The organism is bacterium, from assembly GCA_024224155.1.
In the GTDB taxonomy this organism is placed as follows: Bacteria; Acidobacteriota; Thermoanaerobaculia; order Multivoradales; family JAHEKO01; genus CALZIK01.
In genome coordinates, this window is sequence record JAAENP010000425.1 from 1 (window position 1) to 16,365 (window position 16,365).

Consider the following 16,365-nt stretch of genomic DNA (forward strand, 5'->3'; position numbering starts at 1 on the left):
GACGGCAAGGACCCGGTTGGCCGCCGCCAGAGCGTCTTCGAACCGGCCTGTGGCCAATGCCGTTTCGCCCTCGGCGAGAAAACCTTCGACGGCTTCGCCTCTGAGGCGGTCCTGGTCCGCTTGCGCCCTCAGGTCCAGCAAGGTGCGCTCGAGAGCCAGCGCTTCGCTGTTGTCGGGCTCGAGCGCGAGAGTCGGCTGAAGGCGTTCGAGGGCTTCTTCGGTCCGGCCCGCGCGTTGAAGATCGGCCGCCTCGGTGAGAGCGAGTGCGACCGAGCGCGAACGCTCGTCGGCTTGGATCTGGCCCCGAAGCTGCTGCTGAGCGTCTTCGAAGAGGGCTCGGGCTTCGGAGTCCTCGGTCAGACTCAGGGCCTGCCGCAAGACGCTCGAGGCTTCGGCGAACAGACCCTGAGCGTGCAGGCTCCGGCCACGATCGATGAGCTCGGAGATCCTCTTTTGAAGATCCCGGCGTTGCTGCTGCGCTGCCAGCTCGGAGCGCAGGCGGTCGAGGGTTTCGAGGGCGCGGGAGTCCTCGGGTGCGACCGCAAGTGCCCTTCCCAGGGCGGCAATGGCTCCTTCGATGTCGTTCTCGCCTTCGAGCCGGTCGGCCGCGATCAGGCTCTCCCGGACGACGTCACCGATTCGCTCGGCCTCCTCATCGACCGCGGATCGCTGTGCCGCGAGCGCCAGCTGTCGGTAGCGTTCGAGCTCGGCGCGATCGGGCTCCGACTGAGCGATCGCGCCAAGGCGCTCCTCGGTCTCGAACGCCTGGAGCGCAGCGTCGAGCTGGCTGAGCTCGTAATAGGCGATGCCCAGCTTGAGATAGGGGAAGTAGGCGGTGAACTTCATGCCGTAGGTCCGCGCGCGGGCCCCGGAGTCGCCTTTCTTCTCGATGGCGCTGTTGAGCTCTTCGATCGCGTCGGCCCAGCGCTCATCGGACAGGGCCTTTTCAGCCGCGGCGTAGTGCTCGTACCAGAGGTCGGCGAGCGCTGGTGGAGCCAGGACGGTCAGCACGGCGATCAGCACCATCAACGGCGCGATCCACATGCCCGGTCCGATTGAGAGAGTCCTAGTCGCTTGCGGTCGCATGTACGATTTCTTGAATACCTCTCCTAGAAGCTATAGATGGTCGATAGCGAGGCGGTGTCTCGGCGTTCCGAGACGTCCACTCCGAAATCGATCTGGACCTTTTCGAAAACGACACCGAAGCCGGCGGCCATGTGTAGCTCGTCTTCACCGGGAACCGTCTCGGCTCTAGCGAGGGGATCGCCGGTCCGGTCCCGCACCAGATGATCGGGATCCTGCCAGGCCCCCAGGCGGACGGCCAAGACCGCTGGGCCTACGAAGAAGGCGTACTCAGCGCCGACGTGCAGCTCGTCGGCATCGTCGATGGTCTGCCCGGAAGAGAGCTCCGGCGCCAGGCTCTCGATGACGACCGAGTACTCGACTCGGTTCCATTCGAAACCGGCGGTCCAGTGGCCGTCCGTGGATCGGTAGGAGAGTCCCAGGCCGTAGACGTCCGGGAAATGCCAAGGTGAGGTGCCGATGTCGACACTCTGACCGGGTGGAAGGTCCGGATGGACGGGACCTGCGGTGAGAACTCCACGGAGCGCGAGCTTGGGGCCTTCCCGGTAAACGCCGCCTAGCCTCCAGTCGCGGGCAAAGCTCCACAGGAAGCCGCCCGTCAGGCCCCAATCACCCCCTGAGATCTCGCCTCGGACATGGTGCGACAACCGCTCGGGTAGAAACGATGCGGCTGCAAAGTAGCCCGCCACCGTATCGTCGTCGGGTAGATACTCGTCGCCGACGAAGTATGTCGCGGGATCAAAGTAGGACAAACCCAGCCCTAGGCTCAATTGATCGTTCATGCGATAGCCGGCGGCCAGAGAGTGGGTGGTGATGTCGAAGTCGAAGAAAGCCCGTTCGATCGGACCACGCCAGGTCCCCGCGATACCCTGACCGGGCGTGAAGATACCCTGGATCTCCTGAGCCATCTCGAAGTTGAGCAGCTGGTGCTGGAAGAACGCAAACGACCAGCTGTGCGCCGGGTAGACCAGCGAGACGAACGAGAGCCCCGTCAGATCCGCGCTCGACGCCCCGCGCAGCGGGAACGCAATCGTATCGATACCGAGTCCGGTGGGTTCGCCGGCGGCTCGTCCTCCGGACGTGTAAGGCGTCGTGGAGCTCCAGGAACGGCCTTCTATCGAGACCTCGGGCTCGGTGAGCTGAATCAACCCCGCCGGATTGGCAAACGCCGCGGTGGCGTCGTCCGCGAGAGCCACGAACGCGCCACCGAGCCCAAGGCTGCGGGCGCCCGGGTTGGAGAAGCTGAACTCGACGGTGGTAATCACCTGGGCGTTCAGAACCGCCGGCGCAAGAGCCGTCAGACATACCGCCAGCGCCATTCGAGTGCGGGTTCCAACTGCCGTTGAGAAAGACATCGAAGCCTGACCTCAGAAACCGTAGATGGCCGAGAGCGACGCCGTGTCGATGCGCTCGGAAAGATCGATTCCCAGGTCGATCTGAAGTCGTTCGAAGGCGATGCCGAAGCCGCCGGTTAGATGCAGCTCGTCTTCACCCGCCGGTAGGATGGCCCGGAGAAAGGGTTCTTCAGCAGGGTCGGCTTCGCTGCGGATCTGGTGGTCGGGGTCGTGCCAGAGGCCCAGGCGGATAGCCAGCACCGAGGTGCCGGCGAAGAAGGCGTACTCGCCGCCGAGATGGATCTCGTCGGCATCGTCCAGGGTCTCCCCGTCGTCCCGCTGCTGGGGAAGAAGACTCTCGAGGAAGGTCGAGTACTCGACACGTTTCCACTCCAAGGCTCCGGTCCAGCGGCCGTCCCGCGAACGGTAGGCCGCTCCCAGACCGAAAACGTCGGGAAAGCTGTAGGGCGCCTCGAAGCCATCGACGATCCGAAAACCGGGGGGGAGATCGGGATCGGCAGGACCGGCCTCGAGACTCAACTCGAAATCGAAATCCGCTCCTTGCCGGTAGAGACCGCCCAGGTTCCAATGCTCCGTCATACGCCACAGGAATCCCGCGGTCAGGCCCCAGTCGGCCTCGTTGCCCTCGAGTGTGACGATCTGTTCCAACCGTTCCGGAAGAAAGGACGCCTCCGAGAAGTGGCTCTCGACCGTGTTCTCGTCCGGGAGATAGTCCCAGCCGAAAATGAGAATACTGGGGTCGAGATGAGACAGGCCGAGACCGAGGCTCCACTTGTCACCGGCGCGGAATCCCAGTGCTAGCCCCCGGGTGAGGATCTCGAGGTCGATGCGACTGGTCTGGATCTGGGATCTGAAGTTGTCGGAAACTCCGGCGACCGGGCCGAAGAGCCCCTGGGTCTCCAGGCCGAACTCGAAGTTCGCCAGCTGATGCTGGAAAAAGGCCAATGACCAGCGCGTGCGTGGGTAGACAAGAGAAACATAGGAGAGTCCGGTGAGGTCCGCCGTTGATTCCGCTCGCAGTGGGACCGCTACGGTGTCGATGCCCCGGCCGGTGGGCTCTCCGGCCGCTCGGCCGCCGCTGGTGTAGGGCGTCGAATAACTCCAGGACCGCCCTTCGACGGAGAGCTCAGGCTCTGCAATCTGGATCAGGCCGGCCGGGTTTGCGAATGCAGCGGTCGCATCGTCGGCCAGGGCGATGAAGGCGCCGCCGAAACCGAGGCTGCGCGCGCCGGGATTCGAGAAGCTGAACTCGAGGCTCGTGTTGGCCTGCGCGCTCAGCGCGGCCGGCGCGATCGCGCACATCAGACACACCACCAACATGGCGCGCACACTGCGAACCCGAGGAGTCATCGCTGGATCGACCCTGGCAGGCGTTGGCAGTGCCCTCAATACCCTCAGAGACGGGAGCCGCGCCACCCCGACCGGGTAGCCGGCACAGCTTCGCGGCGGGCTCCGTCCGGCGGGCTCAGCTACTGTAGGCTCAGCCACGGTAGGGGAATTTCTTCGATAGCTTTCCGGTGATCCCGACGATGACGTCGTTGGCCGGACGCCGCCAATCCGTGGCCCGATGCACCTCGACCTTCCAGAGCAGATCGCCGTCAGGACAGCTGACCAGCTCGCTGTCGGCGTGGATGTCGTGGGTCCGGGTCAGACCGGGCGGGATCAGCCAGTCGCTGCGGCCCTCGGTCGCTCGATGGAGAACTTCCAGGCCGACCTCGGTGCCGTACGAGGCCAGGTCGGAGAGATAGCGCTCCTTGACCACGCGGGTCCGGATCACCGCGTCTACGTCGAGTGTCTGAGCGAGCTCTTCGGCCGGCAGGTCCCAGCTCTCTCGAATTCCGATCTCACTCTCGCTCAGAATGCGATTCGTGGTTTCGATGGGCTGGAGGCGGACCAGGATCGGCCGCTTGCGGGTCGCGCTCGAGCGATCGAGAAGCCGGTTGTAGAAGGCGTGCTGAAAGGCGAGGCTCTCGGCTTCTTCGATGGCCAGGATCTCGTCCGGGCTGACGTCGGCGGGGACCTGACCCGTGAAGACCATCTCGAATGGCAGCACCGCGACCGTGTCCCGGGCGGGTTCGCGCTCGGCCAATCGGGGCGATTCGTAGTGAACGGCGGTGCACGCCGAGAGCATGACTGCGAAAGCTAGCAATCCATTTCTTCTCATCTCGTACTCCCTTCGGCGGGCTTCGAGAGGACCCGCTCTACTCAATCACGCGACATTGCGGTTCAATTACCGCAGTCTTATGCGCCGGTCAGCGCCAGGCGGCTCCAGCCAGTGCCCGCCCGGGGGGGTGGCCGGGGTCTCCCACCCTGCAAGTCGTTGCGTGAGACGCGGAATCGGGTACAAATCGATCAATGGCACAAGGAGTGCGCCTGCAGGCGCTTGCTTTGCTTTGTTTCGGCCTCTTTGCCGTGCCGGTCGCCGTCGAGGCGCAAGCAGGATTCAGCACCTTCCAGTTCAGCGTCTCGAACCCGGGTGCTCGTAGCCTGGGCTTCGGCGGCGCTTTTATGGCCCTGGCCGACGACGCCACCGCCGCGTTTGCCAACCCTGCCGGACTGGTGCAGATCATCGAGCCCGAGGTCTCGGTCGAGGGACGCACGGTGAGTTATTCGACGCCCTACACCGTCGGCGGTCGGATCAGCGGTGAGCCCAGCGGATTCGGTCTCGACCGGGTCCCAGGGCTGCGGCTGGGCCAATCCGAACAGGAAGTGGCCGAGCTCTCGTTCCTGTCCTACGTCTACCCCAAGAATCGATGGTCGCTGGCGTTCTACCGGCACGTGTTCTCGAACTTCGAGTTCAGGGGCGAGACCCAGGGCCTCTTTGCGACTCCGTTCCCGCCCGACACCGGTTTCCGGCGCGAGCTCGACCGACGCATTGCCACCAGCTACGACATTGTGGGCTACGGTATGACCGGAGCCTGGCAGGCGACCGATACCCTCAGCCTCGGTGTCGGCTGGGTCTATTTCGACATCGGGCTGACCGGCACCGAAGAGCGTTTCACGTTCGATATTGAGAACGCTTTCTTCGAGCGCAACCCCTACCGGCCCGAACGTAACTTCGAAAACCTTTTCTTCAAGGTGGACGACTCCGACTGGGGCTTGACGGCGGGCTTCCTGTGGAGTCCGACCGCGCACTGGCGGGTGGGTGGGGCCTACCGGGAGGGTCCGGAAACGGATGACTTCAGCGTCGAGATCCGCTCGGGCCGTTCCAATCCGGACTTGCCGCCGGGAACCACGCTGTTCGGATTCACCTCGCCGCTCTCGTTTCCCGACGTCTACGGCCTGGGCCTCGGCTACCGCGCCCCCGGCGATCGCCTGACTCTGAGCTTCGAGTGGGACCGGGTCGAGTACTCGGCCATCGTCGAGAGCATCACTTTCGAAAACCAAACCTTCATCGACGACGCGGATGAGCTCCACCTGGGTGCGGAGTTTGTCTTTCTCGAGCGGAGGCCGGTGATCGCCTTGCGCGGGGGCGTCTGGCTGGACCCCGACCACCGGCTGCGGTTTGAAGGCCCGGCGGAGCCGGATGAGATCTTGGATCAGGCTCTGTTCCGGCGTGGCGAGGACGAGATCCACTGGAGCGCCGGAGTCGGTTTCGTTTTTCGGCGATTCCAGCTCGATGTCGGAGTCGACATTTCGGACTTGGTGGACACCTTGTCGCTGTCGACGATCTACGGCTTCTGAGCCCGAGGAACAGATAGGCCTCCTGCTAAGCTCGTTTGATGTCTCGTCAGCGAATCGTCGTCGTCGAGGATGAGCCCGACATTCTCGAAATCCTCCGCTACAACCTCGAGCGCGAAGGCTATGCCGTGGACGCGTTTTCGAGAGGTGATGAAGCTCTCGAGGGAATTCGGAAGAACCCGCCGGACTTGTTGCTGCTGGACTTGATGCTTCCAGGAATGGACGGCCTCGAGATCACTCGGCTTCTGAAGCGAAGTCGCGAGACCGCCGAGATCCCCTTGATCATGCTCACCGCCAAGGACCAGGAGGTGGATCGCATCGTGGGCCTTGAGCTGGGCGCTGACGATTATCTGGCGAAGCCGTTCAGCCCGCGAGAAGTCGTCTTGCGAGTCAAGGCGGTTCTTCGCCGGAGTAACGGTTCGCCCTCCGGAGCCGAGACGTCGCGCGTGGGTGGGTTGGAACTCGACATTCCGGCCCATCGGTTGCTTGTGAACGGGATCGAAGTCGAGGTGACGGCGACCGAGTTTCGATTGATTAGAGTCCTGATGGAGCGGGCTGGGCGAGTTCAAACGCGAACCCAGCTCCTTGCGGACGTTTGGCGATACTCCGAGGACGTCGATAGTCGCACCGTGGATACGCATGTTCGCCGTTTACGCAAGAAACTCGGTCGAGAAGCGACGCGAATCGAGACCGTCATCGGCGTCGGTTACCGGCTGAAGGCCTGAGCCCAGCTTGAGCTTCGGTTTCAAGACGTTTCTCGCGGTATTCGGCGCCGTGTTTCTTAGCATCGCGTTGTTGGTTCTCTTCTGGAGCCGATTCGGTGAGATCCCGTCTGCGAAGGTCTTGGGAGCGAGCGCAGTGGTGGTGGGGCTGATTTCGGTCGCCGCGAGCCATCTAGTGATCCGGGCGGCCGAGGCGCGGCTCAGTCGGCTCTCGGGAGACGCCGACAAACGCCTGAGCCAGGTCGAATCGGAGAGCCAGCGATTAGAGGCTGTTGTGGATGGCATGTCGGAAGGAGTCCTGGTCTCGGATGCGAACGGCAGGGTATCTCTTGCCAATCCCCAATGGCGCGAGCTCTTCGGCCTGGGCGACGAGGTGGAGGGGGAGTCGGTGCTAGAGCTCAGTAACCGGACCGCCCTCAATCGGATGCTGACCGCGACGCTCGAAGACCAGCAGCAGCAACAGATCGAGCTCGAGCTGCCGGATCCCGATTCTGGAACATCCAGGACTCTGATTCTCAAGAGTGCTCCTCTGAGCGAATCGGGCGGCGCGGTCGTGGTCGCCGAAGAGGTCACCGAGCTCCTGCGCCTGACTGAGATTCGCCGCGATTTCGTGGCCAACGTCTCGCACGAGTTGAAGACCCCGCTGTCGGCGATTCGTGGCTTTGCGGAGACGCTGACGGATGGTGCCAAGGACGATCCCAAGGCGTCGAAGCGGTTCCTCAAACGGATCCTCAAGCAATGTACGCGTCTCGAAGCGTTGCTCTCCGACCTGTTGACGCTGTCGCGGCTCGAGCACGCCGCGGATCAAGGACGCATGACCGACGTCGATATGGGCCGCATCGTTGCGGAAGCGGTCGAGGAAGTGGGCGAGAGGGTTGCCAAGAAGAAACTAGATCTCGAGACCGACTTGCGACCGGTTCGCGTGATCGAGGGAGACGCCGTTGCGCTAGAGCGACTGTGTGCCAACCTCCTCGCCAATGCCGTGAAGTACAACCGAGCCGGTGGAGAGATCCAGGTCAGATTGCTGCAGTCTGGGCACGATGTCGTGCTGGAGGTAGAGGACACGGGAATAGGCATCCCGACCGACTCGACCGAGCGGCTCTTTGAGCGCTTCTACCGGGTAGACAAAGGCCGTTCCCGGGAAGAGGGTGGCACCGGACTGGGTCTCGCCATTGTCAAGCACGCGGCCAATCTGCATGGCGGCACGGTGGAGGTGGAAAGCGAGCTCGGCCGCGGCTCGCTGTTTCGTGTGCGGCTTCCGTCGGCCAGAACCACCTACTCGTAGTGGGTCCACATGCGGATCACCTTGACGGTCTTGTCGTCCTCCAGCAGTTGCTAGAGATCTCGCGCAGCTTTCCACGAAACCTGTCACCGGGCTGTCACAAGGGCGACGTGAGTTTGCGCCTCATGCTTTCTAGGTTAGCGAGTGTTAGGCGGCCTCTTCGGGCTTCCGGCCGATAAGACTCCACACAACACTGTCCGAATAGTAAGGAAAGAAGAGAGGAGAAGTACGTGTTCAAGAGAGTTCTTGGCGGCGCTTTTGCCGCGCTTGCTTCGGTAGCGACTCTGGCTGCGCCTGCCGCCGCGGGGGTTGTCGTCTATGAAGAAGGCGACAAGAAGATCGAGATCGGGGGGCGCATTCAGATCCAGTATGCGAGGGTCGATCCCGACGACGGAGACGCGAGAGACGAGGTTTTCTTCCGCCGCTTGCGCCCCTATATCTCAGGCACGGTGTCCAAGGACTGGGTCGGCAAGATCCAGTTCGACTTCGGCAAAAGCCTCGACGGCAACGAGGTTGCGGTCAAGGACGCCTACATGCAGTACAAGGGCTGGAAGAACAAGAAGCTCACGATCGGCAATTCGAAGACACCGTTCTCGCGTGAGTTCTTGACGTCGTCGAAGCGTCAGCAGACCGTCGAGCGTGGTTTCGTCGGTGACCACAACTTCGGCACACCCGATCGGCAGCTCGGCTTCAAGCTCGAGGGCCACAACGACAGCAAGAAGGTCAATTGGGCCCTCGCGCTCGGTAGCCAGCAGCTCGACCCCGATGCCAAAATAATGGACTTCGATTCGCCGGCCAACAACGCCGCGGATTGGAACCAGGGCATCGTGGTCGCGGGGCGGGTCGATTTCCACCCCCGGGGAGCGATGAAGTTCGACCAAGGGGACTTCCACAGCGACGGCTTCAAGAGCTCGTTCAGCGTCGCGGCATTCACCTGGGCCAACGACGACGACAACAACACGCGTACCGACCCGACCACGGGTTTGAGCACAAGCTCCTCGAAGCCGGATCTCGATAGCGCCGAGGGTTTCGAGTTGAGCGCCGGCGTCCGCGGCAAAGGTCTCTCGGTTGACGCCGAGTATCAGCTGATCTCCGGCGACACCGTCGATCCGACTTTCACCGGAGGGGTATACCGCGGCGGTACCACCGATCTCGACAAGATGCAGATCGAAGGCGGCTACATGCTGAAGGGCAGTCCAGTCGAGCTTGTGGCAGCCTGGGAGACCCTGGACGCCGACAACTATGAGACGTCGTGGGACGCTACGGAGCTCGGCATCAACTACTTCTGGAACAAGCACAAGGTAAAGGTCCAGTTCACCTATCGCATGGGACAGAATGTGTTTGGTGTCAAAGGCGACGACGCGGACACCGGTCTCCTCCAGTGGCAGTTCGTGTTCTAGCGGTAGCCTAATCCAGGCGGACGACCGCGGTCGTCCGCCCCGCCCCCAGATCCGAGCTGTAACCTATGTCCCCGGGTCGACCTGTTACCTATCTGTCCGGGCCAAACAGCTTGTCTCGACCGTCTTCTCCTCTCTTCGAGGTGGACGCGGACTGGGGTACTCTGGTGCGGTCCGGGGCCGGCTGACACTTTCCATGGGCGAGAAGTTCTACATCAGCGCGCAGGGACTCTTGGAGGATTCCTTCCGCCTCGGCGCGAAAGTCCTCGAAAGCGGGTTCAAGCCGAGCTTCATCGTCGCCATTTGGCGGGGCGGAGCGCCGATCGGTATGGCGGTCCAGGAGTTTCTCGACTACCACGGGGTACCTACCGACCACATCGCCATCAGGACGTCCTCGTATCAAGGAATCGACGGTCGGTCTCCGACAGTTCGCATTCACGGGACCAGCTACCTGATCAAGAACCTCGAGTTCGAGGATCGCCTGTTGATCGTCGACGACGTTTTCGACACTGGCTACACGATCCAGGCGTTGATCGCGCATCTGCGAGAAAAGTCGCGGCTAAACACTCCTGAGGACATCCGGGTCGCAGTGCCGTACTACAAGCCGTCGCGAAACGAGACGGATCTGGTGCCGGACTACTACCTCCACGAGACCGACCGGTGGATCAAGTTCCCGTACTCGCTCGAGGGCTTGACCATAGACGAGATTCGCGAGAAGCGGCCGGAGGTCTGGGAGGTCATCAAGGGGTCGGTGGCTCAGGTGTCAGAGTAGCTTATGGAGAAAGAGTTCATCCGGGAAGAAGATCTTCTGCTGGACGCCTACCGACTAGGAGTAAAGATTTATCAGAGTGGCTTTCGGCCGACGGTCATCGTCGGGGTCTGGCGCGGAGGAACCTCGGTCGGTATCGCCGTGCAGGAGTGCCTCCAGTATCTGGGGGTCGAGACCGATCACATCTCGATTCGCACCTCCTATCGGGGGATGACCAGCTACAAGGCGATGCTGGACAACGCGGAGGCGATTCGAGTCCATGGCACCCGGTACTTGCTCGAAAACCTGAATGCCGAGGACGGCCTTTTGATCGTCGACGACGTCTACAGCTCGGGCTTGAACGTCCAAGCGGTGATCGACCGGCTCGCCCATCGAACCAAGCGCAATATGCCACGCCAGGTGCGGGTCGCGGTTCCTTGGTACCGGCCGTCCAGCAGACGGACCGACCGGGTGCCGGACTACTACCTCTACGAAACCGACAAGTGGCTGGTGCTGCCCTGGGAACTCAACGGTTTGACTCGGGAAGAGATCTACCGCGAGAAGCCGTTCTTGAAGCCGATACTTGAAGGAGTGAATCGGTAGGCCAGAAGCGTGGGGTGGGACAGAGAAGAAAGACGGTCGAATGACGCTGCCCGCCGGTTGTCATTCCGAGCGATAGTGAGGAGTCCTTCGACATCGGTTCTCGAAGCCCTTCACCGGTCGGCCGACGGGATTCCTCGGTCGCACGGCTCCCTCGGAATGTCAAGTCGTAGAAGTCGGCCGCTACGGCGCGGTGCTAGCATTCGGCTCATGGGGCTACCTGAAGTCAGGGATTCTGAAGTGCTCCCGGCGCGGAATGCCGTGCAGGCGCTTCGCCTGGATCCTCTGATCGTCGCGGCCGCGGCAGAGGTGGATCGGACTCTGCTTCGCTGGATGCTCAGTCTTTCTCACCGCGACCGTCTTCGGGCGAGTACCAGGGCGACGGCTGCGCTTTCCCGGATCCGTCGTGGATCGACCCAAGCAAGCTGATCTCGCTGCCCTGATCGAGGCACTGGTCGAGGCCGGCGTCGATTTCCTGGTGATCGGCGGTGCCGCGGCGGTTCTTCATGGAGCGCCCACGACTACTTGGGACCTCGATATCGTTCACGAGAGGTCTCCCGAGAACCTGGACCGCCTGCGCAATCTGTTGGAAGAGCTACACGCGGTTGTGCGCGATCCGGCCGGTAGAGATCTGAAGCCGACTCGCGGCCTCCTCGAAGCCGGTGGTCAGCTGCAACTGCTGACGGACCTGGGCCCGATCGATCTTCTCGGAACTCTCCACGATGGACGGGACTACGACGATTTGCTGGCCAAAACCGAGAGCGTGGGAGACGAGACGTTGCGGATTCGGGTGCTCGACCTGCCGACTTTGATCGAGGTCAAGGCCGGTGCCGGTCGAGCGAAGGATCGACTCCTGATGCCGGTACTTCTTGCGCTGCAGGAAGAACGAGAGTCGGGCTAGCCGTAGCGACCTTCGATGTAGTCCGCGGTCTGCTGGTCCTCGGGTGTCATGAAGAGCTCTTCGGTCAGGTCGTGCTCGATGACCTTGCCTAGAAGCATGAAGATGCACTCGTGACTCGCACGCCGGGCCTGGGCCATGTTGTGGGTGACGATCAGAATCGTGTACTCGCCCGCGAGCTTCCAGATCAGCTCCTCGACCGCTTCGGTGGCTGCAGGGTCAAGCGCTGAACAGGGCTCGTCCATCAGCAGGACCTCGGGCTTGACCGGCAAGAGGCGCGCGATACAGAGCTTCTGCTGCTCTTCCAGCGAGAGGTCGGTCGCCGTGCGGTCGAGCCGGTCCTTGACCTCGTCCCAGAGCAGGACCTCCCGCAGAGCTTCTTCGACGATGCCGTCGCGATCCGCTTTCGACAACGTCCTTGCATCGGCCTCATGCAGCCGGTAGCCGAAGAGGACGTTGTCGCGAATCGAGAGCGGCAGCGGGTTGGGCCGCTGGCAGACCATACCGCCTTCCTTGCGCACCTGCACCATTTCGTTTTCGGGCGCAAAGATGTCGTGACCGTGCACCTCGATCTTACCGGTCGTGCGGACATAGCCGAGCCGCTCGATGATCCGGTTGACACTTCTCAGGAGAGTCGTCTTGCCGCACCCGGAGGGTCCGATCAAAGACGTGATCAGTCCCTTCTTGATCTCCAGGTCGACGTCGAAAAGGGCCTGGAAGGTCCCGTACCAGAGGTTGAGCTTCTCGGTGCGAATCGCCGGGGCTTCTTTCTTAGCCAAAGCGCCCCTCCAGATAGCCCTTGGTCCGCTCGTCGGCGACCTCGCCTTCGAAGAGCTTCTCGGTTTCGCCGACCTCGACCAGCTCGCCCGACAGGAAGAAGGCTGTGCGTTGGGAGAGCCGGCGGGTCTGCTGAACCAGGTTGGTGACCAGGATGATGGTGATCTCGTCCTTGAGCTCTTTCAGGACGTCCTCGATGCGCATTGTGGTTACCGGATCGACCGCGATCGAGAACTCGTCGAGGAGCAGAAGATCCGGATCCTGCGACAGCGCCCGGGCGATGGTGAGCCGCTGCTGCTGGCCACCGGACAGAAGGCTTCCGAGAGAGTCGAGACGATCCTTGACCTCGTCCCAGAGCGCGGCCCGGGTCAGGCAGCGCTCGACGATCACGTCCAGATCCGGCTTCTTCTTGATGCCGGCCAGCCTGGGCGCGAGCGCGACGTTGTCGTAGACCGAGAGCGGCAGGCCCACGGGCAGCGGGAAAACGACGCCGATGCGCCGTCTCAGGGCGTAGACGTTCTTCCAGCGCCGGACGTCGCTGCCGTCGAATTTGATCGTGCCATCGACCTTCATCGATGGCACGAACATGTCCATGCGGTTCAGGGCGCGCAGAAACGAGGTCTTGCCACTGTTGGCGGGTCCGATGATGCCGAAGATCTCGTTCTCGAAGATGTCGAAGCTGGCGCCCGAAAGAGCCTTCTTGGGGCCGTAGCTGATCGCCAGTTTCTTGACCTCGACGAAAGGCCGAGGCCGGAGGCCGTCTTGGTCTTGTGGACCGGCTACCACTTCTTACGGCCTCGGAGGTAGGTGCGAAAAGCGATCGAGAGGGCGTTCATTGCCAGGACCATGCTGATCAGGACCAGGGCGACACCGAACGGGAGCCCCTCCGGGACATCCGGAACCTGGGTCGAGATGACGAAGAGATGCAGCGACATGGCCATGGTCTGATCGAAGACGCTCTGCGGCAGGAAGGGGAGGAAGAACGCCGCGCCGGTGAACATGATCGGCGCGGTTTCTCCGGCGGTACGGGAGACCTCGAGAATGACGCCGGTGAGGATGCCGCTCACCGAGTTCGGCAGCACCACTCGCCGGATGGTCTGCCATCGGGTGGCGCCCATGTTCCAGCAAGCCTCGCGAAACGCTTGCGGCACGGCCTGAAGGGACTCCTTGGTCGCGACGATGACGACCGGCAGGGTCATGACGGCCAGGGTGAGGCTGGCGGCGAGAATGCTGGTGCCGAACCTGCAAAACAGCACGAAGGCGCCGACGCCGAACAAGGCGTGAACGATCGAGGGCACGCCGGCAAGGTTGATGATCGCGAGATTGATGGCTCGGGTCAGCCAGTTCTCGGGCGCGTACTCGCTCAGGTAGAGGGCCGCCGCGACTCCGATCGGGACCGAAGCGAGAAGCGCCACGACCACGAGCCACACCGTTCCGACCAAAGCCGGCAGAATGCCACCGGCGGTCATGCCGTTGGTGGGCTCGGTAAACAGGAAATCGAACGAGATCATCGGTCCACCCTTGTAGATCAGGATGCTCAAGATGATCAGGACGGGCAGGATCAACATGGCCGCCATCCAGAGAAACAGGAGGCGGACCAGGCGCTCGTTGCGCTTGTTTCTATAGTTGAGCTCGGTGGGCGCGAACATTGGATACCTACTCGGATGCCTCGGGGCTTACTTCTTTCGGATGCCGCGAACCACGAGATCGGCGGTCAGGTTGATCACAAAGGTCACGATGAAGAGGAGGATTCCGAGCGTGAAGAGCGCTCGGTAGTGGTCGGATCCGACCGCGGTTTCGCCCAGTTCGGCCGCGATCGTGGCAGTGAGAGCGCGGACGGAATCGAACACGCTGGTCGGCAGGTTCACCGAGTGGCCGCTGGCCATCAGAACCGCCATGGTCTCCCCGAAGCCGCGGCCGACGCCGAGCAGGACGGCGGCAACGAGCCCGTTCTTGGCCGCGGGTAGGACGACTCGACGCACCACCTGCCAACGGGTCGCGCCGAGCGCCTCGGCGGCTTCCCGGTAGGTGTCGGGCACCGCTTTCAAAGCGTCCTCGGCGATCGTGGTCATGATCGGTGCGGCCATCAAACCCAGAATCAGGCCCGAGTTGAGGACGTTCAGGCCGATCGGAACGTCGAAGGTCTTGATGATGAACGGATTCATGATCGAAAGGCCGATGAAGCCCCAGACCACTGAAGGTATGGCCGCCAGGAGCTCGACCAGGATCTTCAGGGTCTCTCGGGTCTTGCCCTTGGCGAATTCGCCGATGTAGATCGCTGCGCCGAGAGAGAACGGAACCGACACGATCATCGCCAGGCCGGTCACACTGCCGGTACCGACGATCAGGGCAAGCGCGCCGTAAGTCGGGTTGTGGTCTGAGGTCGGTCGCCACCGTGGTGAGGTGAAGAATTCACCGACGTCCAGCGTGTCGGTGATGAAACCGAATCCCTCCTTGGTGATGAAGACGAAGATGCCGATGACGAAAACGATCCCGGAGATTCCGCCAACGAAGACCAGGGCCTGCACGGCCTTGTCGATGTACCAGTCGCGGTCACGCCGGTCTCCGTCTCGCCGGCGGTCGTGGCGCGCCTGGGTGTTGACGGCTGATTGATTCACTCGCGTCGGTCCGTCGGGCGCCAGCTCGCGCTCAGTCGGCCTCGTCGCCGCGGAGCGTTTCCATGAGCTCTCGCATGTCGTGTTTGATCTCTTTGAAGGCCGCCTTCAGCATTGCCTGTGAGCGCTCCTGGTCCAGATCGTGTGTGTAGCCGCCGATGTCCCATTCCAAAACAACGGTGCGGAAGGGAACCTCCTCGAATCGCTCTCGTGTTCCTGGCTCGAGTCCGATCACGAGATGAAACTCGGCGAGCTCTTCGAGGGTCGCCGGCATGGGCCGTGGCTCGAGGCCGCGGGTGCTGAAATTCTTGCGGTCGAGAAAGTGAAGGCACTGCATGTCGACCTTCTCGGCGGGCTCCCAACCGGCGCTCTCGTACTCCCCGCTAGCGGGAAAGGCCTTGCGCGCGAAGGCCGCCGCCATCTGGCTCAGGCTGTCGTTGTGTGAGTCCACGAACAGGATTCGGTAGAACCTCTCGCCTTTGACCTCACCAGTGTTGGCAAAGATCACTTGCTCACAGATGTTCTTGGCCTGGCTCGCGACCCGACCGATGCTGGCGAGCACGGTCAGTAGGGCGAAGAGGTCCTGTACCTCACGCTTTTGTTTCCTGGCGGCTTTCATCAGATCCGAATAGGCCTTCTGAAACGTCGCGCGAACCTGGTTCGCTGTCTCGAGGGTCTCTTTGGCGAGCTCGGAGTCGCCCTGCTTGAAAGCCTGGAGGGCCTGCTCGAGCACCTCTATGGCTTGGCTGGAGATCAACTCGATGTCGCTCATGAGCTTGCCTGGTGGCTTCTCAGAGAGCTGGATGACCTCGCGGCAGATGGTGACCGCATAGTCGCCGATTCTCTCGAGCTCGACGTCCAGCCGCAGCACGGAAGAGACGAAGCGCAGCGGACCGGCACTGGGGAGGTGCCGTACGACGAAAACGTGGCAAAGGCGATCGATATCCCGGATTTCTCGGTTGACCGGTCGGTCTCCCAGGATGATCTCGGAGGCGAGGTCCTTGTCGCCGGTCAAGAAGGCGGCGATCGCCCTCTTCGTTGCTTTCCTGACGGTCGAACCGATGGCATCGACCCGGCCCTGAATCTCATCGAGATCCTGCTGTAGACGCTCTTCGTAGTGACTCATGGCAGTTCCTTGGCTTGCGGTAAACGAAACGACAACCTCCCGGGTGGGTCGCCACCGGCTTACAGCCGGCCCGGTCCCTGG

Annotated in this window: 16 protein-coding genes; 7 read left to right on the plus strand and 9 right to left on the minus strand. The window is 62.4% G+C overall.

Annotated elements, in window-relative coordinates:
• The 4 genes from GY769_20955 to GY769_20970 form a co-directional block, all read right to left on the minus strand.
• Positions 1 to 1,044 (minus strand): hypothetical protein (locus tag GY769_20955; GenBank protein ID MCP4204387.1); only part of this gene is annotated, 1,044 nt, incomplete at its 3' end.
• A gap of 65 nt (positions 1,045 to 1,109) precedes the next feature.
• Positions 1,110 to 2,438: a hypothetical protein gene (locus tag GY769_20960; protein MCP4204388.1), complete on the minus strand. Its 1,329-nt coding sequence runs from the start codon at positions 2,436 to 2,438 to the stop codon at positions 1,110 to 1,112.
• 12 nt (positions 2,439 to 2,450) lie between these two features.
• Positions 2,451 to 3,788 (minus strand): hypothetical protein, encoded by a 1,338-nt coding sequence (locus GY769_20965; GenBank protein MCP4204389.1) that lies wholly within the window; start codon positions 3,786 to 3,788, stop codon positions 2,451 to 2,453.
• 130 nt (positions 3,789 to 3,918) lie between these two features.
• Positions 3,919 to 4,587 (minus strand): hypothetical protein, encoded by a 669-nt coding sequence (locus tag GY769_20970; GenBank protein ID MCP4204390.1) that lies wholly within the window; start codon positions 4,585 to 4,587, stop codon positions 3,919 to 3,921.
• Positions 4,588 to 4,793: 206 nt separating this feature from the next.
• On the opposite strand from GY769_20970, the gene GY769_20975 reads away from it, so the two are divergent.
• The 7 genes from GY769_20975 to GY769_21005 all read left to right on the plus strand — a co-directional run bounded on the left by GY769_20975 (position 4,794) and on the right by GY769_21005 (position 11,769).
• Positions 4,794 to 6,122 (plus strand): hypothetical protein, encoded by a 1,329-nt coding sequence (locus tag GY769_20975; GenBank protein ID MCP4204391.1) that lies wholly within the window; start codon positions 4,794 to 4,796, stop codon positions 6,120 to 6,122.
• Between the two features lie 38 nt (positions 6,123 to 6,160).
• Positions 6,161 to 6,844 (plus strand): response regulator transcription factor, encoded by a 684-nt coding sequence (locus GY769_20980; GenBank protein MCP4204392.1) that lies wholly within the window; start codon positions 6,161 to 6,163, stop codon positions 6,842 to 6,844.
• Between the two features lie 7 nt (positions 6,845 to 6,851).
• Positions 6,852 to 8,126 carry a PAS domain-containing protein gene (locus tag GY769_20985; protein MCP4204393.1) on the plus strand — a complete coding sequence of 425 codons (1,275 nt, stop codon included), beginning with the start codon at positions 6,852 to 6,854 and terminating at the stop codon, positions 8,124 to 8,126.
• A gap of 227 nt (positions 8,127 to 8,353) precedes the next feature.
• Positions 8,354 to 9,523: a hypothetical protein gene (locus tag GY769_20990; GenBank protein MCP4204394.1), complete on the plus strand. Its 1,170-nt coding sequence runs from the start codon at positions 8,354 to 8,356 to the stop codon at positions 9,521 to 9,523.
• A 193-nt stretch (positions 9,524 to 9,716) separates the two neighbouring features.
• Positions 9,717 to 10,292 (plus strand): hypoxanthine phosphoribosyltransferase, encoded by a 576-nt coding sequence (locus GY769_20995; protein ID MCP4204395.1) that lies wholly within the window; start codon positions 9,717 to 9,719, stop codon positions 10,290 to 10,292.
• A 3-nt stretch (positions 10,293 to 10,295) separates the two neighbouring features.
• The gene (locus tag GY769_21000; GenBank protein MCP4204396.1) at positions 10,296 to 10,871 is read left to right on the plus strand and encodes a hypoxanthine phosphoribosyltransferase; all 576 of its coding nucleotides are present in this window, start codon (positions 10,296 to 10,298) and stop codon (positions 10,869 to 10,871) included.
• Between the two features lie 403 nt (positions 10,872 to 11,274).
• Positions 11,275 to 11,769, plus strand: coding sequence for a hypothetical protein (locus tag GY769_21005; GenBank protein ID MCP4204397.1), 495 nt, complete (start codon positions 11,275 to 11,277; stop codon positions 11,767 to 11,769).
• On the opposite strand, the gene GY769_21010 is transcribed toward GY769_21005, so the two are convergent.
• From GY769_21010 to phoU, 5 genes are read right to left on the minus strand one after another with little or no spacing between them, the layout of a single operon-like run.
• Positions 11,766 to 12,545, minus strand: a complete 780-nt coding sequence (locus GY769_21010) for a phosphate ABC transporter ATP-binding protein (GenBank protein MCP4204398.1) — start codon at positions 12,543 to 12,545, stop codon at positions 11,766 to 11,768. The two genes, GY769_21005 and GY769_21010, sit on opposite strands and share 4 nt — an antisense overlap.
• The gene (locus GY769_21015) at positions 12,538 to 13,329 is read right to left on the minus strand and encodes a phosphate ABC transporter ATP-binding protein (GenBank protein MCP4204399.1); all 792 of its coding nucleotides are present in this window, start codon (positions 13,327 to 13,329) and stop codon (positions 12,538 to 12,540) included. Before GY769_21015 ends, GY769_21010 begins: the two co-directional genes overlap by 8 nt.
• On the minus strand, positions 13,323 to 14,192 hold the full coding sequence (gene pstA, locus GY769_21020; protein ID MCP4204400.1) for a phosphate ABC transporter permease PstA: 870 nt from the start codon (positions 14,190 to 14,192) through the stop codon (positions 13,323 to 13,325). The genes GY769_21015 and pstA overlap by 7 nt, the downstream gene beginning before the upstream one ends.
• Positions 14,193 to 14,219: 27 nt before the next feature.
• A complete protein-coding gene (pstC, locus tag GY769_21025) occupies positions 14,220 to 15,161 on the minus strand; it encodes a phosphate ABC transporter permease subunit PstC (protein MCP4204401.1) in 942 nt (313 codons plus the stop codon).
• 31 nt (positions 15,162 to 15,192) lie between these two features.
• Positions 15,193 to 16,284: a phosphate signaling complex protein PhoU gene (gene phoU / locus GY769_21030; GenBank protein ID MCP4204402.1), complete on the minus strand. Its 1,092-nt coding sequence runs from the start codon at positions 16,282 to 16,284 to the stop codon at positions 15,193 to 15,195.
• Positions 16,285 to 16,365 lie beyond the last annotated feature (81 nt).

Coding starts and splice junctions, on each gene's coding strand:
- GY769_20975 (MCP4204391.1), top strand. CDS start 4,794: ATGGCACAAGGAGTGCGCCTGCAGGCGCTTGCTTTGCTTTGTTTCGGC.
- phoU (MCP4204402.1), bottom strand. CDS start 16,284: ATGAGTCACTACGAAGAGCGTCTACAGCAGGATCTCGATGAGATTCAG.
- GY769_21000 (MCP4204396.1), top strand. CDS start 10,296: ATGGAGAAAGAGTTCATCCGGGAAGAAGATCTTCTGCTGGACGCCTAC.
- GY769_20980 (MCP4204392.1), top strand. CDS start 6,161: ATGTCTCGTCAGCGAATCGTCGTCGTCGAGGATGAGCCCGACATTCTC.
- GY769_20960 (MCP4204388.1), bottom strand. CDS start 2,438: ATGTCTTTCTCAACGGCAGTTGGAACCCGCACTCGAATGGCGCTGGCG.
- pstA (MCP4204400.1), bottom strand. CDS start 14,192: ATGTTCGCGCCCACCGAGCTCAACTATAGAAACAAGCGCAACGAGCGC.
- GY769_20995 (MCP4204395.1), top strand. CDS start 9,717: ATGGGCGAGAAGTTCTACATCAGCGCGCAGGGACTCTTGGAGGATTCC.
- GY769_20965 (MCP4204389.1), bottom strand. CDS start 3,788: ATGACTCCTCGGGTTCGCAGTGTGCGCGCCATGTTGGTGGTGTGTCTG.